Origin of the sequence: Methylobacterium sp. E-066 (assembly GCF_022829635.1) — a bacterium.
Taxonomy (GTDB): Bacteria; Pseudomonadota; Alphaproteobacteria; order Rhizobiales; family Beijerinckiaceae; genus Methylobacterium.
In genome coordinates, this window is sequence record NZ_JAKSYO010000106.1 from 15,507 (window position 1) to 35,478 (window position 19,972).

Consider the following 19,972-nt stretch of genomic DNA (forward strand, 5'->3'; position numbering starts at 1 on the left):
TTTTTCACCGGTTACGGAGGCTCCGATGAACGAGGCGAGAAACCCGACTGAATCCGAAGTCGCCACGACGGCGGACGCGATGGCCGGCCGGGCGCTGGTCGAGGCGCGAATGGCGCTCTGCACGCCCGAGGAACAGGCGGCGTTCTGGGAGGCGGTGGGGCGCTGCTTCGGCGGTGGCAAGCCGCCCGACATGCAGGCCGCCGACTGATCAGGTGCCCTTTCGCGTCAGCGCCCGCAGCGCGCCGCGGAAGGTGCGGACATCCTGCTCGGTCAGGCTCATGCGGTGGAGCATGTCGCGCATGTTGCGGGCGATGATCTCCCGCTTCTCCGGCGGGTAGAAGCCGGCGCCGTCGAGGGCCGTCTCCAGGCTGCCGAACAGCGACATCAGCGCCTCGCGGCTGGCCGGCGGCGATAGCAGCTCCCCCGAGAACGGCAGAACCGCCCGCCCGCTGGCCTGGCGCCAGGCATAGCCCACCAGCAGCACCGCCTGCGCGAGGTTCAGAGACGGGAAATCCGGGGAGACCGGGAAGGTGATGATCGCATCGGCGAGCGAAACTTCTTCGTTCGTCAGCCCGACCCGCTCCCGGCCGAACATCACCCCAATGCGCTGCCCCTCCCGGGCGACCACCTCGCCCATGGCGGCCTCGGGGGCGAAGACCCGTTTCATCTGCCCGCGCTCGCGCGCCGTGGTGGCGAGCACGTAGTGCAGGTCGCCGATCGCCTCTGCGACGCTGCTGTGGATCGTCGCCCGGTCGAGGACATGGGTGGCGCCCGAGGCCGCCTCGCGCACGCCCTTCTTGGGCCAGCCGTTCTTGGGGTTGACCAGGCGCAGCTCCGACAGGCCGAAATTCGCCATGGCCCGGGCCGTCATGCCGATATTCTCGGCGAGCTGCGGCTCAACCAGGATCACCACCGGGGCGATCCCCGGCGGCACCTCGGTGGTCGTCGACGGTTTCTCGCTCTGTTGCTCTGGCGTCGTCATGCCGGCCCTCTGGCACAGGGGGCGGCAGCCCGTCGAGGCCCGGGTGACGAAGCCGGCCGGATGACAGCCCGCGCCTTCCGCTGCCGAAAAGGCCGCGCTATGTCGCCGGGGCGATACGGACCCGGTCGATATTCGGGCGGGCGACCGCACGGCCCTTGCATGCCGTGCGCGGGGACAACGGGAGAAGGCATCGGTCCATGGCGAAGATCAAGGTAGCGAACCCCGTCGTTGAACTCGACGGCGACGAGATGACCCGGATCATCTGGGCCGAGATCAAGAACAAGCTCATCCACCCCTATCTCGACGTCGACCTCGAGTATTACGACCTCGGCGTCGAGCACCGCGACGCCACCGGCGACAAGGTCACGGTCGACGCCGCCGAGGCGATCAAGCGCCACGGCGTCGGCGTGAAATGCGCCACCATCACCCCCGACGAGCAGCGGGTGAAGGAGTTCAACCTCAAGGAGATGTGGCGCTCGCCCAACGGCACGATCCGCAACATCCTGGGCGGCGTCATCTTCCGCGAGCCGATCATCTGCAAGAACGTGCCGCGGCTCGTGCCCGGCTGGACCCAGCCCTTCGTGATCGGCCGCCACGCCTACGGCGACCAGTACCGCGCCACCGACTTCAAGGTGCCCGGCAAGGGGCGCCTGACCATCAAGTTCGAGGGCGACGACGGCACCGTCATCGAGAAGGAGGTGTTCAAGTTCCCGGACGCCGGCGTCGCGATGTCGATGTACAACCTCGACCAGTCGATCATCGACTTCGCCCGTGCCTCGCTGAACTACGGTCTGGCCCGCAAGTACCCGGTCTACCTGTCGACCAAGAACACCATCCTCAAGGCCTATGACGGCCGGTTCAAGGACCTGTTCCAGAAGGTCTACGAGGAGGAGTTCGAGGCCAAGTTCAAGCCGCTCGGGATCACTTACGAGCACCGCCTGATCGACGACATGGTCGCCTCCTGCCTGAAATGGTCGGGCGGCTACGTCTGGGCCTGCAAGAACTACGACGGCGACGTGCAGTCGGACACCGCCGCGCAGGGCTTTGGCTCGCTCGGCCTGATGACCTCGGTGCTGATGACCCCGGACGGCCAGACCGTCGAGGCCGAGGCCGCCCACGGCACCGTCACCCGCCACTACCGCGAGCACCAGAAGGGCCGCGAGACCTCGACCAACTCGATCGCCTCGATCTTCGCCTGGACCCGCGGCCTGTCGCACCGGGCCAAGCTCGACGGCAACGACGATCTGGCGAAGTTCTCGGCGACGCTGGAGAAGGTCTGCGTCGATACCGTCGAGGCCGGGCACATGACCAAGGACCTCGCGCTTCTGGTCGGCCCCGAGCAGAAGTGGCTCTCGACCACGGGCTTCCTCGACAAGGTCGATCAGAACCTGAAGACGGCGATGGGCGTCTGAGCTGTTCTTCCGGTCACGTTCAGCGGCGGGCGCCCCCGGGCGTCCGCCGTCTTCATGTCGTGGTCCGGCGCGGCCGGCTGAGCGCCAGGGCGGTCGCGGCCAGCGTCACCGCCATCCCGACGGCCTCGGCCGCATCGATGCGCTCCCCGGCGAAGGCGTAGCCGACCAGCACGGCGATCACCGGGCTGACGAAGGCGTAGAGTCCGGCCCGGAACGCGCCCCAATCGCGCAGCAGCATCAGGAAGATCGGGAAGGCGATCAGCGATCCGCCGCCGACCATGACGGCGAGACCCTGCAGGACGCGGGGATCGCCGATGGCGGCGAAGCGGCCGGGATCCCAGCCCTCTACAGCGAGGCAGATCGGGATCAGGCCCAGCGTGCCGAGGCCGGATTGCCAGAACGCCAGCACGGCCGGCGGGGTCACGCGCACCAGGGGTCGGCTGATCACGGTACCCCAGGCATAGGCGAACGTGCCAAGGGCCACCGCCCCGAGGCCGAGGGCGGCCTGCCCGCCCTCCCCGCCCCCGCCGAGGCGGCCGGAGAACAACAGCGCGAGGCCCGCGAGTCCGAGGACGATGGCGGCAATCCTGCGCGGGGTGATCGGCTCCTGTCCGTAGGCCGCTCCGATGCCGATCAAGAAGATCGGCATCAGTCCCAGGTTGACCACCGCGGCGAGCCCGCTCGGGGCCTGGGCCAGCCCCCAGAACACCAGGGCGTAGCAGGCCGTGGTGATCAGCATCGAGGCCGCCAGGACGCGCGCCGGTCGCTCGACCCGCAGCGTGAAGCCGCGCAGCCGCGCCATCACGAGAAACCCCAGCGCCGCGAAGCTGAAGCGGAGGCAGGCGAAGAAGATCGGCGGCAGGACCTCCATGGCGAGCTTCGTGGGGAGCCAGCCGGCCCCCCAGATGAACGCCATGGCGGTGAAGGCGAGGATCCGGCTCGAACCGGCCTCGCGTCGCGGGGCTGCGTCGACGAGCGGCGCGTCAGACATCTTCGGCTGCCGTACCGCTGGTGAGATCGACCCGCCCGAACTGACGCCGTCTCCCCAGACGGTCAAGCGTCGAGACGGCATGACAGCCCGGAGGTCCGAGCCGACCTCGAAGCGCTTCCGGATCAGGCCTCGCCTTGGCCGTCCGACGACGAGGTCTCCGCGAGGGCCCTGCCGACCTCCATCAGCAGCAGGTCGATGGCGGCCCGCATCAGCGGATCGCCAACCGAATCGATCAGGTCGCGGACCGAAAGGCACTGCGCCGCGAGGGCATCCAAAGGGGCATCGTTCATGTCGGGGCTTTTCATCAGGCGGCCAGGTAGGCCGGCTCGGACACGAGGACGGACCGGCTGTCGCCGTGGACCGTGCGGAGGCGTGCCAGGGTGCGGTCGTCGAAGGCGGCGGTCGCCGCCATGATCTCCTCGCCGCCGATCTGGACCGGCAGGCCCAGCGGCTGGGCGCGGAAATGCAGCTGGATGACGTGGATCATGTACAGCGTCGGCATCTGCAGCAGCAGGCCGGTGAGCCCGTGCGCCATGCCCCATTCGACGATGCCGGTGAGCAGCGCGATCGAGACCGGATTGACCACCCGGCCCCGGGCACGATGCGAGCGGGCGACGCCCTGTCGGGTCCATTCCCAGAGATGCGGGCCGGCGGGACGTTCGCCTTCGCAGAGCTCCGGATAGACGTCGGACAGGAGATGCGGGCGCGTGGTCGGCAGGAGGCGGCTGTAGCCGATGACCCTATCGCCCTCCATCGCCAGGAAGTGCACCGCGTGGGCCGTGTCGAACTGGTCGATCTCTCGCCCGTCCGGCCGGGCCAGATCCGTCCAGCCCTTCTCCTCGACAAAGATTTCGTGCCGCAGGCGCCAAGCCTGCTCCATCGCGCCGGCATATCGCAGCGCGTTGGCGGGGGTGACCACATGGATCATGGAACAACCTCACGTCTCTATGGCGTGAGTGTCCCGCGTCCGGACCGAAGTTTGTACTACGTAAAACCGTAGGGTTTGCGTGTGCTGGCCATGGCCAGCGCAACCTTGGATTTTGGTGCTGGACCGCGTGCGGGGGCCTGCCGAGACGGTGTCGTGCCTCGCGCATCGTCCTGGACATCAGAACCAGGAGGATGCGCGAGGTCTTCAGTTTTGCATCATCTTTTCCGAACGTCGGAAACCAGCCTTCGGGATGATGCGCTAGGTGATCAGACCGGCCCGCAACGCCTGCGCCACGGTGTGCGCCTTGTTGACCGTGTCGAGCTTCGTACGGGCCGAGCGCAGGTGGAAATCGACGCCCGAGGCGGTGATGCCCATCACAAGCCCGATCTCCGCGTCGGTCTTGCCCTCGGCGGCCCATTGCAGGGTCTCGCGCTCCCGGGGCGACAGGCGCACCGGCTCGCCGGGCACCGGACGACTGTTCATCAGAAGCAGCTGCCCGACCGCGTAGGTCGCCACCAGATTGACCGCGATGCGGTCGGCCGCCTCGATCTCGATCGCTTCGCCGGAGAAGCTGATCCCGCCCGGCTCGCCGTCGAGGGTGACGAACGGGATCGTCAACCCGGCCCGGATGCCGAACTCGGTGGCCTCGTTCATCACGCGGCCGGCCGCCGGCGTGTCGGGCTGCACGGCGCTCCAATCGAACGGCGTGGCGCTGGTGCAGAGCCGGCGAACCGTCGGGTCGTGCACGGCGTAGCCACGGGTGACGTAACGGCGGCCCCATTCCTCCGGCATCGTGCTGGCCAGAACGTAGCCGGCGTGGCGCCGGGCCGGCAGGTTGGGCTCCGGCACGATGCCGGCCATGACGTAGGAAATCCCGTAGCGCCCGAAGGCGGCGACCAGCAGGCGAGCAATCTCGTCCGGCGTCGCGGCGCGGTCGAGATCGCGTAAGATGTTGAAGGTTCTATCCAAATGCCTCGCTTGCGGCATGCTCGCCCCGGGGTTTTTGCACGTAGCGCGACAAATCGCAGACCACCACAACCTGAGGATGGCATCTGCGGCGCTTCGGCGATAGGTTGCAGAAGAATTCTCTCCCGCGGCCGGGGTCTCTTCGACGTCGATGCGGGAAGCGGATCGGGTGCGAGCTGCGAGCCAATGATCGACGACGAGACCCCTCCGACGACGCGCTACCTGCTCGAGCGCATTGCCGTGACCCTGGACGTGCCGGCGTCCTACTTCTTCCGCGTCGAGACCCTGCCGGTCGATGTCTCGGGCGCGAGCGCCTCGGACTGTGACGAGGTCGCATCCCTGTTCCGCGCGATCAAATCACCGACCCGCCGCGGCGCCGTGCTGAAGCTGCTCCGCGAGATGGCGAGCGATCGCTGACGCCTGGCCACGTCCGGAAGCCGGCACCGCCTGGTCGGAACACGCCAGCCAAGCGGGTGAGCGATCCCACCGCCGGATGCACGTCATCATCCGCACCCGCCTGCGGCGCCGCCCGAGAAAACCAGTCGATGTTCAGGCCGCCACGAGCAACGCGGCCCCGGCGACGCCGGACAGGACGAGCCGCAGGCGGCCGAGCCAGAGTGGTACGAGGCCGCGGCGGGTCAAGTCCTGGTCGACCAGGCCCCAGGCCAGCACCAGGGCGCCGAGCACGCGCAGGTCCCAGGGTGCCGGAGCGGCCATCGCCGCCCAGGCCACCAGGGACGGCACGATCGCGATGACGTAATCGCCGTTGCCAGTATTGCGAGCCGCGGCCGCCCCCCAGCGGATGCCGCCCAGGAACGACGCGATCACCGCCCCGTAGGCCGACAGGATCGTCCGCGGCGACAGGCCGATGCTGCTCAGACCCCCGTCCGAGCCCGAGACCGCAAGCGCCGCGAAGCCCAGGAACGGGATGAGGCCGGCCACGCCGAGCACGAGCGCGCTCATCGGGACAGGGTTCCGGTGCGCCATCCATCCTCCGAGCCGCCGTACCGGCAGCGGCTACGCCACCTTCAAGGCAGGCGCGTAACGCCCACATGGAGCGATCCCGCATCGCGGCAGAGCGGTCAAGCTGGGATCGGGGCGGCAAAAGAGAGCAGGACGTCAAACGGTTTGCCGGCTTTCGGAGTGCTGCTTTATTGTACGCGACGCTGCCTTGGCAGGGCGGTCGGGTGAGCGGACACAACCATCGGTCCGGTCCTAATCGACGATCATCCCACCCCCCCCCCTCATCCTGAGGTTTGAGCGAAGCGAGCCTCGAAGGAGCCTTCCAGTCTGCGCGCGATTCCTGGAGGGCTCCTTCGAGGGCGCCGCTGCGCGTCGCCACCTCAGGATGAGGGGGGTGGGTTGGACAAGCGCCGATCAAGACGACGCCAGACCCTGTCCTCTACCGTGGTGATGCTCGAACCGCCGTCGGCAACCGTTACGATTTGCGCGACGGCGCGGTGAAGCTGGTCGGGCTCGGCGTCGGGGCGCCGAGGAGCGACATCGGCGCCGTGATGCCCTCCTTCGGGGCAGGCGGCTCGTTGACCGCCAGATCGATCTTGCGCGGCTTGAAGGTCGCCGCAAGGGTCTTCGCGCTGGCGAGGTCGGCGGGATTCAGCTTGTTCGCCACGTCGTCTCGCTTCTTGGCGGCGTCGTCGTCGCCCTGGGCGGCGGCGGCCGAGAACCACGCGTAGGATTGCACCAGATCCTGCGTCAGGCCGAGGCCACGGGCGTAGAGCACCGCCAGGTTGTACTGGCTGTCGCGGACGCCGAACTCGGCGCCCTGCCGGAACCACGAGGCCGCCGAAGCGAAATCGGGCTTGCCGTTGGCGGCGGGGTTCTCGGCGTAGAGCACCGCCAGATTGTGCATCGAGCGGGCATGGCCCTGCTCCGCGGCGCGGCCGTACCAGAGCTTCGCCTTGTCGAGGTCGCGGACAAGGCCCGAGCCCTTCTCGTAATGGCCGGCGAGCTTGTACTGGGCCGGGGCGTAGCCGGCCGTCGCCAGCTTCTCGAACAGCTTCGCCGCCACGGACAGGTCGCGCGGCATGCCGCGGCCATCCGCCTCGCGGGTCGCCAGATCCCAGATCGCCGCCCCGTCGCCGTCCAGAGCCGCTTGCTTCACCTTGGCCAGCGCCGGCGGCAGGGTGCCGAGATCCGCCTGCATCGTGTTCATGCCCGAGATCTGGGGCACCGCAGCCTTGATGGTGGCGGGCCGCGGCTCGGCAGGAAGCGGGGTCGGCAGAGCTTGCGTGGTAACCGGATCGGCGATCGGCGCCTTGGGTGCCGGCGCCTCGGGGGCGGCCTCCTGGCGCGACTCGCGGGCGGGCTCGGCGCGCGCCGGAGCGACCTGGGAGGTCTGGACCGTGCGGGGCGCCTCCTCGGGCGCGCGCAGGCTGATCGCCTGGAGTGCGCCGAGCGCCAGAACGATGGCGGCGAGCCCGAGCAGCAGCGGCCGGCGGCGGCGGTTGATCTCGGCGCGCAGGCGCTCGAAGCGGCTCTCCCCCGACGCCGCCGGCTCGCTCTCGGCCCGGTTGGCGCGCAGGTCGCGGCGATCGGCCGGCGCTTCCGCGGCGAGTTCCGCCTGGGCGGCCTGGGCGGCGCGCCGGGCCGCCGCGATGAAGCTGGTCTTGATGTCCGTCTCGCCGCCGGCGTCCGGTGCCGGGCGGCCGCGCTGCGGCTCGGCCGAACGGTCCCGCGTGGCCCGGCGGGCCGTGGTCTCGCGCGCCGGGCGCGGCTCGCGTCCCGGCCGTCCGCTGCCGGGCTCCAGCAGGTCGTCGGCCAGGCGCGAGGCCTCGGAGCCGACGCCGCGGGCGATCTCCGGGCTCGTCGTGGTCATCAGGCGCTCGTCGAGGGACGGCACCCGTGCATTTGCCGATTCGGCCGGGCCGAGCCGGTTGACCAGGCGTTCCAGGGCGGACTGGACACCCTCCAGGGTGGCGCCGAGACGCTGGTCCGACGCGATCTGCCGCGCCTGCATGTCGGCAAGGCTCGCCCGCAGGAGCCCGATCTCGCCGAGATCGGCGCTCGGGATGCTGGATCCCTTCAGGGTCTGAGCGACGGCGTTGCGCGTGGCGCGCTCGACCGCGGCCTCGCTGGGCGCCGATTCGCGCAGAGCCGCGACCTGCTGCAGCAGGTCGTCCATGGTCCGCCCGAGGCCGGCCAGGGCCGGGTCGCCGCCGCGGGGTGCATCGAGCCGGCCCGCCAGCGAGACGACCTGCTTCTCCAGGGCGTCGAGACCCTCGTATTCCGAGCGGCTGCCGACCTGATCGACCTTCTCCACGAGGCTGCGCAGCATCGCGTGGATGGAGGCCATGTCGCCGGACTGGGCCGCATCCGGCGCCCCGGCGCGATCGTACCGCTGGTCGCGGGTGTAGAGGCCGTCGACCTTGTCGGCCAGCGTCTGGATCTGCTCGGCGATGGCGGCCGGCGCGGCAGTGCGCACGTCGCTGCGGATCTCCTCCAGGAGCGGGCGCAGGCTCGCGTCGCTGCCCATCCGCTGCAGCTGCGCGATCTGGGCGCTCACGGCCTGGAGGCTGTTCGCCAAGCCCTGGATGCGCTCCGGCCCGGCCAGGGCTCCGATCAAGCGGCGGATCTCTTCGAGTTCCGCGAACAGGCCGGCCAGGGTGTGACCGTCCGAACCGGCCTGTCCGGTCGCGGCGACGCTGTCGAGACGCTCGGCCAGGCGGCGCACGTCGTCGGCGACGCGGGTATGGACGTTCTCGGCGACCTCCTCGGCCAGGCGCTCGACCTGGGCTCGGACCTCCTCGATCGGGGCGGCAATGGCGGCGAGATCGGTGCCGACCTGTGCCCGTTGGATGCCGTGGGCGAGGGAGTTTACCGCCTGTTCGAGGGCGCCGACATCCCGGCTGGTCGCCAGCTGGTTGATCGCCTCGCGCAGGCGCATCGTCTCGCGCTGCAACTCGGACACGGCGGCGGACGGTCCCGCCATCTCCTCGACCCGCGCCTCCAGGCGGCGGGCGAGGTCCATGCGCATGCTGGCTACGACGCCGCCGTCCGACTGACCGGCCGCGAGCGCACGCTCGCCGACGCCTTCCGAGAGCTCGCGCTGGCGCTGGCGGATATCCTGGACGGCGTTGCGGATCTCGGCCACGTCCGGCCGGCCGCGGCGGCCAGCCGGGCGCCCGGAGGCGAATTGCTCGCCGAGCTGGGACATCCGCCGCTCGATGTCGCCGAGCCGCTCGGTCACCTGCTGGACCGGCGTCGCCTTCAGGGCCCGCTCGATCCGGGTCTCGATCTCGGCCAGGCGCCGAGCCTCGGATTCCTGGGCGAGGCGCCGCTCCTCATCGAGCGTGCGGTTGAGGCCATCGATTCGGCTCATCAGAGCTGCGAAACCCTGGCCGTAGGATTCGGGGCTCTGCTCGTGCCGGCTCTCGGTCGGCCGCTCGAATGGGGAACTGCCGTGCGCGACGTGATCGTCGTGCTGGTTGATCTCGTGCCGGCTCTCCGGGCGGGCGGCCTGCTCGGCCCGTTGGCGGCGGCGCTGGCGTCGGTTGCCCTGGAGGCCCTGCTGCTGCGGCACCACGGAGGCGATCCAGGTCTCGAGCGGGACGCCCGCTCGCGCCGCGACATCCCGGGCGGCGTCGAGCACCTCCGGGTCGAAACTGTCGAGCTGCGGCATGGCGTTGCGGGTCATCGGAGGCCTGTCGTCGGCAGCGTTCGGCGTTGATCCTGTTCGCGGGGCGGGACCGAGAGACGGTATCCACGGAACGCGGGTGCCGGATCGTTCGAGGGGACCTTTAACTTTCTTGGTAAACACACGGTTAAGGCGAGCTTGACCCAGTAATCTTCGGCGCTCGCGTGCATGCCCCTGACAGATCCCGCATCCGCGACGGCAGAACCGTTGCTCCGGATGCGGCGGCGCGCTTAGATGCTGGGAAACGGGCGGGCCGATGGTGGCGCTCAGCCTGAGCGAGGGGGAACCAATTCATGCCGCACTACCGCGCCCCGGTCGACGACACGCTGTTCCTCCTCAACGATGTCCTAGGCTTCCATAGCCGGGACAATCTCGCCGGATTCGCCGATGCCTCCCCGGACGTGGTCGAGGCGGTCCTGCGCGAGGGCGCGAAACTCGCCGAGGAAGTTCTTGCCCCGGTGAATCGGGCCGGCGACCTCGAAGGCTGCCGCCGCGAGCCGGACGGCAGCGTTCGGACGCCCACGGGCTTCAAGGCGGCCTACGACGCCTACGCGAAAGGCGGCTGGATGGGCCTCGCGGTCCCGGAGGAATTCGGCGGCCAGGGTCTGCCCCACACCGTCAACACCGCGATGCAGGAATTCGCCTCGGGCGCGAACCTCGCCCTCGGAATGTATCCGGGCCTGACCCAGGGCGCGATGGCCGCGCTCTTGGTCCACGGCACCGAGGCGCAGAAGGCGCTTTATCTCCCAAAAATGGTCGAGGGCGCCTGGACCGGCACCATGAACCTGACCGAGCCGCATTGCGGCACGGATCTCGGGCTCCTGAAGACCAAGGCGGTTCCGAACGGCGACGGCTCCTACAGCCTCACCGGCACCAAGATCTTCATCTCAGCCGGCGAGCACGACCTCGCCGAGAACATCATCCACTTGGTCATCGCCCGGATCGAGGGGGCGCCGGCCGGGACCAAGGGCATCTCCCTGTTCGTGGTGCCGAAGTTCCTGGTGAACCCGGACGGCTCGCTGGGCGCCCGCAACGGCGTGTCCTGCGGCTCCCTCGAGCACAAGATGGGCATCCACGGGAACAGTACCTGCGTGATGAACTACGACGGCGCGACGGGCTGGCTGGTCGGCCAGGAGAATCGCGGCCTCAACGCCATGTTCGTGATGATGAACGAGGCGCGGCTCGCCGTCGGCGTCCAGGGGCTCGGCCAGTCCGAGGTCGCCTATCAGAACGCCGTCGCCTACGCGAAGGAGCGGCTCCAGGGCCGGGCGCTGACCGGCGCCAAGGCGCCCGACAAGGCGGCCGACCCGATCCTGGTCCACCCGGATGTCCGCCGCACCCTGATGCAGATCCGTGCCTTCAACGAGGCCGCCCGGGCCCTGATGCTCTGGACCGCCCTCCAGGCCGACATCCTGCACCGCTCGGAAGATTCCAAGGAGCGCCAGACTGCCGACGACCATCTCGGCCTGCTGACCCCGGTGGTGAAGGGCGTGCTGACCGACCGCGGCTTCGCCAATGCGGTCGAGGCGCAGCAGCTGTTCGGCGGCCATGGCTATATCGAGGAATGGGGCATGTCGCAGTTCGTGCGCGATGCCCGCATCGCCATGATCTACGAGGGCGCCAACGGCATCCAGGCCATGGACCTGATCGGCCGCAAGCTGCCCAAGGACGGCGGCCGGGCGATGATGGCCTTCCTGGGCGAGGTCCAGACTTTCCTGAAGGACCACGGCGAGGACCCCGCGATGGCGCCGTTCACCCAGCCGCTCCAGGCCGGGCTGAACGATCTCCAAGGCGCCGTGATGTGGCTGATGCAGAACGCCTTCTCGAAGCCCGACAATGCCGGCGCTGGTGCCACCGAGTTCATGCACCTCTTCGGTCTCGTGGCGCTCGGCTACATGTGGGCGCGGATCGCCAAGGCGGCCCAGGCCCGCAACGCCGAGGAGGCCGCCCCCCGCTGGGAGGCCAAGCTCACCACCGGCCGGTTCTTCATGGAGCGGATGCTGCCGGAGACGAGCCTGCGTCTCGCGCGTATCAAGGCCGGGGCGGAGACCACGATGGCGCTGGCGGACGAGGTTTTTTAGGCCTGGGCTACCCTACCCATTCATCGCATCCTGAGGCGGTGCGAAGCGACCTCGAAGAACGTCTCCAGCGCTCGCTGAGCTTCTGAAGGCGTCCTGCTTTGCGAGCGCGTCCCAAAGAAAAGGCGCAGGCGGGAAATCGCGAGTTACGCGATTTCCGGCCAGACCATTCAGCCGATCACCCCACGTCGTCATTGCGAGCGCAGCGAAGCAACCAGGGTAGCGCACGGTCCCAGAACGTAGCGAATCCCTAGGTTGCTTCGCTGCGCTCGCAATGACGGGATCGCTACGAGCAGTCCCCAAAATGCTGCGGGAGACAGCCGCCCTGATCACGCTCGACAGCGGGAAGGCCGCTCTTAAGCCCCCAGCGCGCCGTCCAGATCCTCGATCAGATCCGCCGGATCCTCCAGCCCGATCGACAGCCGCACCACTTCCGGCCCCGCCCCGGCGGCGGATTTCTGGTCGTCGGTGAGCTGGCGGTGCGTGGTCGAGGCGGGGTGGATCACCAGCGAGCGGGTGTCGCCGATATTGGCCAGGTGCGAGAACAGCTGCAGGTTCGAGACCAGCTTCACCCCGGCCTCGTAGCCGCCCTTCAACCCGAAGGTGAAGACCGCGCCGGCGCCGTTGGGCGTGTAGCGCTTTGCCAGCGCGTGATAGCGGTCGGTCTCGAGGCCCGGATAGCTCACCCAGGCCACGGCCTCGTGCTGCGCCAAGTGTTTGGCCACCACCAGGGCGTTGTCGGAATGGCGCTGCATCCGCAGCGGCAGGGTCTCGATGCCGTTGAGGATCAGGAAGGCGTTGAACGGCGACAGGGACGGCCCGAGATCGCGCAGGCCGAGCACCCGGCACGCGATGGCGAAGCCGAAATTGCCGAAGGTCTCGGCCAGAACCATGCCGGAATATTCCGGCCGCGGCTGGCTCATCATCGGGTAGCGGGCGTCGCCGGCCCACTGGAACGAGCCGCCATCGACAATCAGGCCGCCGATCGAATTGCCGTGGCCGCCCAAAAACTTGGTGGCCGAGTGCACGACGATGTCGGCCCCGTGCTCGAACGGCCGGATCAGGTACGGCGTCGCCATGGTGTTGTCGACGACGAGCGGGATGTTGTGCTTTTTTGCGACATCAGACAGCGCCTTGATGTCGGTGATCACGCCACCCGGATTGGCGATGGATTCACAGAAAATCGCCTTGGTGCGCGGCGTGATCGCGGCCTCGAACGAGGCCGGATCGTCGTTGTCGGCCCAGGCCACCGACCAGCCGAAGTTCTTGTACGAGTGGTTGAACTGGTTGATCGACCCGCCATACAGCTTGTTGGAGGCGACGAACTCGTCCCCCGGCTGCATCAAAGCGTGCATGGTCAGGAACTCGGCGGCATGGCCCGAGGCCACGGCGAGCGCCGCGGTGCCGCCTTCGAGCGCGGCGATGCGCTCCTCCAGCACGGCGTTGGTCGGGTTGGTGATCCGCGAGTAGATGTTGCCGAAGGCCTGGAGCCCGAACAGCGAGGCGGCGTGGTCGACATCGTCGAACACGAAGCTCGTGGTCTGGTAGATCGGGGTGGCCCGTGCGCCGGTGCTCGCATCGGGCGCGGCGCCGGCATGGATCGCCAGCGTGTTGAAGCCGGGCAGGCGGTCGGTCATCGTCGGGTCTCCTCCTCGCACCGTCTCGCCTGTATGCCCGCCCGGGAGCGGCGCGCAAGGTTTGCCGAGCGCCGTCGCGCTAGTCGTGCGAGGCGCTGATATCGACGTGCGGTTGCCCGGCATCGACCAGGGCGCGATCGACGGCCTCGATCGCCAGCAGGGTCCGGGTCAGGTCCTCGGCCATGGAAATTGGGGCGACGTCGATTCCGCCCAGCCGCTTGGCGATGGCGTTCCGCTGCCGCGCCAGGGCACCGCGCGCGCGCTTCAGGTCTTCGACCTCGTCCACAGTCATCCGCTATCCTTTTCCAGCCCCGGGCCGGTCAGTCGCCGGGCGTCCAGTCGATGTTCGGCCGTTGCGCCAGCATCCGGTCGAAATAGTTGGCCACCGCCTGCGCGCCATCCGTGTGCATCATCGCGACCGGATGCGCGAGGTAGGCGCGGGCGAGATCCATCGGAATCTGGCCCGCCTGGAGGGCTTTCAGCACCTCGTCGATGAAGGCGTCGTTGGCCTCGTTGAAATCGCTCGACAGCTTCTTGCGGTCGTTGAGCGCCTTGATCGGCATGCCGTGTCCTTTGGTGCGGAATCGGGCGGCGCCCACGGAAGAGGTCGCGGGCGGTCTTGCAAGTCTCTGTGCCACGTCAAGAAACGGCGGGTTGCATCTGCGCGCCACCGTCTGGTCGAACCGCCGCGCCGATCAGGTCTTCACCGTCTTCGATTAGTCGATGCAATTTCTACGAGCGTGCGATTGCACACTTAAGTAACCGCGCGGCGCGATGTGTTGGAGCGGAAATCCGACGTGGCACGTTAATCCACCATGTCGATCGATCTGATACCCGCGCACAGCGTCGAAGTCATTCCCTGCGCGAGCGATCCGCGGTGCTTTCGCTGGATCATCCGGGCCGGCGGTGGCGCGGTGGTGGAGCACTCGCCCTACGCGTTCGTGACGCAGAACGGCGCCCGCATCTCCGGGGAATGCTGGATCCGCGAACATTTCGCGGATGGGATGCGGGGCTGAGCCCACCATCTGCGTTGGATCTTTCCGGACATGCCGGCGGGCTGACGATTTCCGTTCGGCCAAGCCGACGATCCCAGCTTTCTCCGAACGCATTGCCGCCCGGCCGTTCGGCGCGTTGAGCGAAGCAGTTCGTCATCGGCAAACGAAGGCTCAAAAAGCAAAAAACGCCCGTGAGGGCGTTTTGCGAAGATCTGGTTGGGAGTTGGAAAACTGGAGCGGGCGAAGGGATTCGAACCCTCGACCCCAACCTTGGCAAGGTTGTGCTCTACCCCTGAGCTACACCCGCTCACTAGTGCCTGGCCGCCTGGACTTGCGTGCCGGCGGCCCCGGCGGCGCTCTCTAAACACCATTCCGCCGGGCGACGCAAGCGTCTCTTTCGCGGTTCGTGTCGATTCACCAGTCGGGGTCGGGCGGGAGCCCTTGGCGGATCTCCCGGAGCCGGGCCACGGTCGCCCGGGTGGTGCCCTCGGGGAGCGCGTCGGCCGGGAAGAACCCGACGGCGGCGATCTCCCGGTCGGGGGCCTTGGCCCGCAGCACCGCGAAGGCCGGCAGCACGAACACCGCGACATGGTCCCGGGGCGCGGCCCCGGCGTTCCGGTAGAGCCCGTGGAGCCGCAGCGGCGCCTCGGCGACGATCTCCGCCTCCTCACGGAACTCGCGCTCCATGGCGGCGGCGGCAGTCTCGCCGCGCTCGACGCCGCCGCCGGGCAGGTGCCAGCCGCTGACATAGGTGTGGCGGACCAGGGCGACGCGGCCTTCCGCGTCGAGGGCGACGCCGCGCACGCCGAGCGTCATGCCCCGGGACGCGAGCGCCCCGAGGTGGAACAGGCGCCGCAGGAACGGCCGGTCGAGGAGCATTTTTTGGGACGCGGTCAGACGACGTCGAGGGTGATCTCACCCAGGCCGGCGATCGCCGCAACCATGCGCTCGCCGCGCCGCACCGGGCCGACGCCCGACGGCGTGCCGGTGAAGATCAGGTCCCCGGGCTGCAGGGTGAAGTAGGTCGACAAGTAGGCGACTTGCTCGGCGACGGACCAGATCATGTCGGCGAGGTCGCCCCGCTGGCGGATGTCGCCGTTCACGGCCAGCGTGATCGACCCCTTGGCAGGATGGCCGATCGCCGAGGCCGGATACAGCGCGCCGATCGGCCCGGACCCGTCGGCCGCCTTGCCGAGATCCCAGGGCCGCGACAGCTTCTTGGCCTCGTCCTGGAGGTCGCGCCGGGTCATGTCGAGGCCGATCGCGTAGCCGTAGACGTGGTCGAGGGCCGATTCCACCGGGATGTCGCTGCCGCCGCCGGCGAGCGCGGCCACCAGCTCGACCTCGAAATGGTAGTTCTCGGTCTTCGGTGGGTAGGTATGGGGCGTCGGCTCGGCGCCGACGATCTGCAGGGCATCGGCCGGCTTCATGAAGAAGAACGGCGGCTCCCGGTCGGGATCGGCCCCCATCTCGCGGGCATGGGCGGCGTAGTTGCGCCCGACGCAGTAGACGCGGCGCACGGGGAACAGGTCGCTGCTGCCGGCGATCGGCAGGGCGATGCGGGGCGGGTTCTGGATGACGGAGAGCATCGCAACCTCTGCGGTGGGGCGCCCTGATCCGGGCGCTTGGCCGTCCCGGGCGTGGATAAGGGTTGTAAGGCGTGCAGGGGCCTGCGCCATCCCGGCGCTTGCAAGGCCCACGCCCTGGTCTACAAAATTTTGCCGATGATGCCCCCAGCCCTCACCCACGATACGCTGCTCAGCGCCCTGCGCGATTGGCTCGGCGCGCGGCACGTTCTGACGGAACCGGAGGACCTCGCCCCCTACCTGGTCGAGAGCCGCAAGCTGTTCACCGGCTCGGCGCTCGCGGTGCTGCGGCCTGGCAGCACCGAGGAGGTCGCGTTCGCGGTCCGGGCCTGCACCCAGGCCGGCATCGCGGTGGTGCCGCTGGGCGGCAATACTGGGCTCACCGGCGCCGGCATCCCGCAGGGCGGCGTGGTCCTGTCGCTGGAGCGGATGAACCGCCTGCGCGCGGTCGATCCGGTGGATTCCACGATCACGGTCGAGGCCGGGATGATCCTCTCGGAGGTGCAGGATGCGGCCGAGCGGGCCGGCCTGCTGTTCCCGCTCTCCTATGCGTCGCGGGGCTCGGCCCGGATCGGTGGCGGCATCGCCACCAATGCCGGCGGCATCGCAGTGCTGGCCTACGGCAACGCCCGGGATCTCGTCCTCGGGCTGGAGGTGGTGCTGGCCGACGGGCGGGTCTGGAACGGGCTGCGGGCGCTCCGGAAGGACAATGCCGGCTACGACCTCAAGCAGCTGTTCATCGGCTCCGAGGGGACGCTGGGCATCGTCACCGCAGCGGTGCTGAAGCTGTTCCCGAGGCAGCGCTCGACCAGCGTCGCCTTCGTGGGCCTGGATTCGGCGCGCGCCGCCCTCGACCTGTTCGTAAACCTGCGGGCGCGGATGGATCGCGACCTCACGGCCTTCGAGTACCTGCCGCCCTTCGCCCTGGAGATCGTGCTGCGGCATGTCCCCGGCACGGTCCGACCGCTGGCAAGCGAGCACGGGGCCTACGCTCTGATCGAGGTCTCCTCCGCGCGGCCGGACGCCGACACCCGGGCCGAACTGGAAGCCGCCCTCGGCGAGGCTTTGGAGGCTGGGGTGATCGCCGACGCGACGATCGGGTCCGGCGGCGCCCAGAACACCGCGCTCTGGGCCCTGCGCGAGGGCGTGCCCGAGGCCCAGACCCGGGAAGGCGCCTCGATCAAGCACGACGTCTCGGTGCCGCTTTCGAAGCTGCCCGATTTCCTGGAACGGGCGAGCGCGGCGTGCATCGCGGCGATGCCGGGACTGCGCCCCTGCGGCTTCGGGCATTTCGGTGACGGCAACATCCACTTCAACCTGACCCAGCCGCCTGCCCTGGACCGCACGTTGTTCCTGGCGGAATGGGGCCGGTTCAACCGGATCGTCCACGACATCGTGCACGAACTCGGCGGCTCGATCGCGGCGGAGCACGGCGTCGGCCTGATCAAGCGCGACGAACTCGCGCATTACGGCGATCCGGTCGGGCTCGATCTGATGCGGCGGGTGAAAGCCGCCCTCGACCCCGCGAATTTGATGAATCCCGGAAAAGTTCTCCCGAGCCCGGATCATACGCCGTCGACTTTGGCTTAGGGGGCGAAAGCTGAACCTTTGTGGGGTCGGGTTTCGACCGCTCTCGGTCACACGGGCAGCTCTCGGCACTTTTCGAAAGCGGTCATTCTTCGGACGTCCAGCCACCTCCGCTTGGGGCGTAAAGCAAAGACCTCACGCCGGCTTCTCACATGATCGATTCGGCTAGTAGACCACAAGCACTCACCGTCCTCGTAAAAAGCATTTTTTTAGTGATTTTCTTCCATCTCATTTTCCGTCTTGATCCGGCAAACCTCTATGTGACTTCATTTCCCGGGAAGTAAAATATATCGACGATTATTAAAATTACTCCATTAGTTGTTTAATAGTTTCCTCAATCCAATGCTTTACCGATCACATTTTCAAGAACACCGGCACTTGGCTTCAAGCATTACAAAAAATCAGAGACATCTCGCCAAAAAATACCGCGCAATTGAAGCAATATTTATCATGAGTTAATCTGCAAATTTAGATACGGCTTCCGTTTCGTAACAATTTTATCGAAGCCTGTTAAATTCTCGCGCCACAAAGCCGCATCCTGCTGTGTTATGGATAGATCTGAGACCAAATCTTTCATTCTATCAACAGAGAAGGGCGGATTCGGGCAGAAATACGGCGTCAAAGGCTTATTGGCATAGTAATTAAAAAATAACGCTCGCCGATTTCGCCCTACAGCAGGTTTGCCTCTGTGAAAATACTTGAATGTGTCGCAGAGTATTACAGTCCCTGTCGGTCCGGTGAAGGACGTGATTTCGAATTTGATCTTGCCTTCGTTTTGAAGATCGATCAATTTTTGCTGCCTAAACCCTCGTAAGTTTTCAAAAACAGGGGCGTTGTGCTGCAAATGGAGAATTTCTAGCGGACCGTCGTTCTCACCAACATCATTGAGATACACGGCAACCTTAACCATTGGATTGTCTTCACTGTCTTTATGCCAAGCTCTCGCGCCTCTTTCTAACCCGTCAGCTACAGTAAAAAATATATCGACGCCGCCATAACCCACGGGAAGCCGCAGATAATGTTCGACGATTCTCAGCAGCTTAGTATCAAGGCCGGCACGGAAAATCGTTTTAAACTGATCCAATAATAAAGGCTTTGCGGCAAGCAACTTCACGATATCGATATTTTCCCCGGTCTCAAGATAATTTTTCTCAATCACGTCATAGATGTCATTCGTCGCCGTCTGAAATTTTTCTGACCTAAAGGCTTCAAATATCTCTAAATTCGTCGTGCAAAACCCTTGCCTGGCCAAACCTTCAGCAAGCAGTGTCTCATCGGTATTTAATACTGATAAATTTTGGCTATGGTGTTGAACAAGATCGATTCTGTGTCGATCTCTTTTGTTTTTGATCGGTCCTATTGAATAAATGCTATGGACTGTCTTGGAGGGCCACTGCAAAATTCTGTGAATAATCTTTTTTGCAACAATCACAATCTTTCGAGCGACGTCCATGGGGCACCAAGTTTTTAAAGCTGGAAACAGCTATGTATTAACTCACTTTGCAAATTTCTTGCCATAAATTAATATTCACGCTCGGCAAGATCAAAAATAATACTCTGCGACAAACCGACTTCGGAATACAAAAGCATTTATTGCTACGGCAGTTTGATGGCGAGTCAATAGCTATGCGTCAATTTTGGGCCGAGCTGTCGATGACTCTGACATATTTCATATTAATTTGAGCGTATTCAATCTCTTTTACCCGGGCGCGCTCGACTAACTCATCAAGATCAATCTGTTGCCATCGGTTGTTCCCGGTCCTAAATTTCCCAAATGAGCCGTCGTTTTTTGAACAAGTCAGCCCAGACTACCGAATGACTGCTCGGGTTTAAAAGAGGAAGCCAAAACGACGTCTGCGTTCATGCATTGCCGCCTCAAAGCGGACCAGCGGAAATCCACCCGTTGCCGACACACCGCTGCCAATCAAAGATGCGGAATGTACACCGCCCGACCGGTTCGTGCCCCAGTCGGTCCTCCCTCCCGGCTCTGTTCGCAGCGTCCGAAATCAGCCGTGCCGCCGAATCCGATGAGCAGGCCGAGCGCACCTGGCGGGAGACGATGGCGCAACCGCGTGTCCCCGTCTTTGTGTCCGATGATCACGACCGCCTCGCGGCCACCTGCACGCACATCGTCGCACCGAACCTGCTGCGCGGCG

At 66.6% G+C, this 19,972-nt stretch carries 19 protein-coding genes and 1 tRNA gene; 6 read left to right on the top strand and 14 right to left on the bottom strand.

From position 1 onward, the window contains the following. Positions 1 to 25: 25 nt before the first annotated feature. On the top strand, positions 26 to 208 hold the full coding sequence (locus MKL20_RS15255; RefSeq protein WP_244037378.1) for a hypothetical protein: 183 nt from the start codon (positions 26 to 28) through the stop codon (positions 206 to 208). Here the strand turns inward: MKL20_RS15255 and MKL20_RS15260 are convergent, their stop codons facing one another. Further along, positions 209 to 982 (bottom strand): RNA methyltransferase, encoded by a 774-nt coding sequence (locus MKL20_RS15260; RefSeq protein ID WP_244037379.1) that lies wholly within the window; start codon positions 980 to 982, stop codon positions 209 to 211. It abuts the gene before it with no gap. Positions 983 to 1,179: 197 nt separating this feature from the next. On the opposite strand from MKL20_RS15260, the gene MKL20_RS15265 reads away from it, so the two are divergent. Then, positions 1,180 to 2,394, top strand: a complete 1,215-nt coding sequence (locus tag MKL20_RS15265) for an NADP-dependent isocitrate dehydrogenase (protein ID WP_244037380.1) — start codon at positions 1,180 to 1,182, stop codon at positions 2,392 to 2,394. A 52-nt stretch (positions 2,395 to 2,446) separates the two neighbouring features. Here the strand turns inward: MKL20_RS15265 and MKL20_RS15270 are convergent, their stop codons facing one another. The 4 genes from MKL20_RS15270 to MKL20_RS15285 all read right to left on the bottom strand — a co-directional run bounded on the left by MKL20_RS15270 (position 2,447) and on the right by MKL20_RS15285 (position 5,282). Then, positions 2,447 to 3,385, bottom strand: coding sequence for a DMT family transporter (locus tag MKL20_RS15270; RefSeq protein WP_244037381.1), 939 nt, complete (start codon positions 3,383 to 3,385; stop codon positions 2,447 to 2,449). Between the two features lie 122 nt (positions 3,386 to 3,507). Next, entirely contained in the window at positions 3,508 to 3,675 is a 168-nt protein-coding gene (locus MKL20_RS15275) for a hypothetical protein (protein ID WP_244037382.1), read from the bottom strand. A 14-nt stretch (positions 3,676 to 3,689) separates the two neighbouring features. Next, positions 3,690 to 4,313: an acyl-homoserine-lactone synthase gene (locus tag MKL20_RS15280; RefSeq protein WP_243966293.1), complete on the bottom strand. Its 624-nt coding sequence runs from the start codon at positions 4,311 to 4,313 to the stop codon at positions 3,690 to 3,692. A gap of 258 nt (positions 4,314 to 4,571) precedes the next feature. Continuing rightward, positions 4,572 to 5,282, bottom strand: coding sequence for an autoinducer binding domain-containing protein (locus tag MKL20_RS15285; RefSeq protein WP_244037383.1), 711 nt, complete (start codon positions 5,280 to 5,282; stop codon positions 4,572 to 4,574). 183 nt (positions 5,283 to 5,465) lie between these two features. Between MKL20_RS15285 and MKL20_RS15290 the strand changes: the two genes are divergently transcribed. Then, positions 5,466 to 5,696 (top strand): hypothetical protein, encoded by a 231-nt coding sequence (locus MKL20_RS15290; protein ID WP_244037384.1) that lies wholly within the window; start codon positions 5,466 to 5,468, stop codon positions 5,694 to 5,696. 132 nt (positions 5,697 to 5,828) lie between these two features. Here MKL20_RS15290 and MKL20_RS15295 read toward each other — a convergent pair whose 3' ends face one another. Both MKL20_RS15295 and MKL20_RS15300 read right to left on the bottom strand, forming a co-directional pair. Continuing rightward, positions 5,829 to 6,266 (bottom strand): DUF3429 domain-containing protein, encoded by a 438-nt coding sequence (locus tag MKL20_RS15295; RefSeq protein WP_313902724.1) that lies wholly within the window; start codon positions 6,264 to 6,266, stop codon positions 5,829 to 5,831. 451 nt (positions 6,267 to 6,717) lie between these two features. Next, on the bottom strand, positions 6,718 to 9,933 hold the full coding sequence (locus MKL20_RS15300) for a hypothetical protein (protein ID WP_244037386.1): 3,216 nt from the start codon (positions 9,931 to 9,933) through the stop codon (positions 6,718 to 6,720). 293 nt (positions 9,934 to 10,226) lie between these two features. Between MKL20_RS15300 and MKL20_RS15305 the strand changes: the two genes are divergently transcribed. Next, positions 10,227 to 12,014, top strand: coding sequence for an acyl-CoA dehydrogenase C-terminal domain-containing protein (locus MKL20_RS15305; RefSeq protein ID WP_244037387.1), 1,788 nt, complete (start codon positions 10,227 to 10,229; stop codon positions 12,012 to 12,014). Positions 12,015 to 12,367: 353 nt separating this feature from the next. On the opposite strand, the gene MKL20_RS15310 is transcribed toward MKL20_RS15305, so the two are convergent. From MKL20_RS15310 to MKL20_RS15320, 3 genes are all read right to left on the bottom strand, one after another. Next, positions 12,368 to 13,648, bottom strand: a complete 1,281-nt coding sequence (locus MKL20_RS15310; protein WP_244037388.1) for an O-acetylhomoserine aminocarboxypropyltransferase — start codon at positions 13,646 to 13,648, stop codon at positions 12,368 to 12,370. A 79-nt stretch (positions 13,649 to 13,727) separates the two neighbouring features. Continuing rightward, positions 13,728 to 13,940 carry a hypothetical protein gene (locus MKL20_RS15315; protein WP_243966301.1) on the bottom strand — a complete coding sequence of 71 codons (213 nt, stop codon included), beginning with the start codon at positions 13,938 to 13,940 and terminating at the stop codon, positions 13,728 to 13,730. A gap of 28 nt (positions 13,941 to 13,968) precedes the next feature. Continuing rightward, a complete protein-coding gene (locus tag MKL20_RS15320) occupies positions 13,969 to 14,211 on the bottom strand; it encodes a hypothetical protein (protein WP_243966303.1) in 243 nt (80 codons plus the stop codon). Positions 14,212 to 14,463: 252 nt separating this feature from the next. Here MKL20_RS15320 and MKL20_RS15325 point away from each other — a divergent pair, with 252 nt between their 5' ends. Beyond that, on the top strand, positions 14,464 to 14,664 hold the full coding sequence (locus tag MKL20_RS15325) for a hypothetical protein (RefSeq protein WP_243966305.1): 201 nt from the start codon (positions 14,464 to 14,466) through the stop codon (positions 14,662 to 14,664). Between the two features lie 211 nt (positions 14,665 to 14,875). Here MKL20_RS15325 and MKL20_RS15330 read toward each other — a convergent pair. The 3 genes from MKL20_RS15330 to MKL20_RS15340 all read right to left on the bottom strand — a co-directional run bounded on the left by MKL20_RS15330 (position 14,876) and on the right by MKL20_RS15340 (position 16,232). After that, positions 14,876 to 14,950 (bottom strand) — tRNA-Gly (locus MKL20_RS15330). A gap of 107 nt (positions 14,951 to 15,057) precedes the next feature. After that, positions 15,058 to 15,522 carry an NUDIX domain-containing protein gene (locus MKL20_RS15335; RefSeq protein ID WP_244037389.1) on the bottom strand — a complete coding sequence of 155 codons (465 nt, stop codon included), beginning with the start codon at positions 15,520 to 15,522 and terminating at the stop codon, positions 15,058 to 15,060. Between the two features lie 14 nt (positions 15,523 to 15,536). Then, positions 15,537 to 16,232, bottom strand: a complete 696-nt coding sequence (locus MKL20_RS15340; protein ID WP_244037390.1) for a fumarylacetoacetate hydrolase family protein — start codon at positions 16,230 to 16,232, stop codon at positions 15,537 to 15,539. Positions 16,233 to 16,370: 138 nt separating this feature from the next. Between MKL20_RS15340 and MKL20_RS15345 the strand changes: the two genes are divergently transcribed. Further along, positions 16,371 to 17,819, top strand: a complete 1,449-nt coding sequence (locus tag MKL20_RS15345; RefSeq protein ID WP_244037424.1) for an FAD-binding oxidoreductase — start codon at positions 16,371 to 16,373, stop codon at positions 17,817 to 17,819. 445 nt (positions 17,820 to 18,264) lie between these two features. On the opposite strand, the gene MKL20_RS15350 is transcribed toward MKL20_RS15345, so the two are convergent. Then, positions 18,265 to 19,269 carry a hypothetical protein gene (locus MKL20_RS15350; protein WP_244037391.1) on the bottom strand — a complete coding sequence of 335 codons (1,005 nt, stop codon included), beginning with the start codon at positions 19,267 to 19,269 and terminating at the stop codon, positions 18,265 to 18,267. Between the last annotated feature and the right edge of the window lie 703 nt (positions 19,270 to 19,972).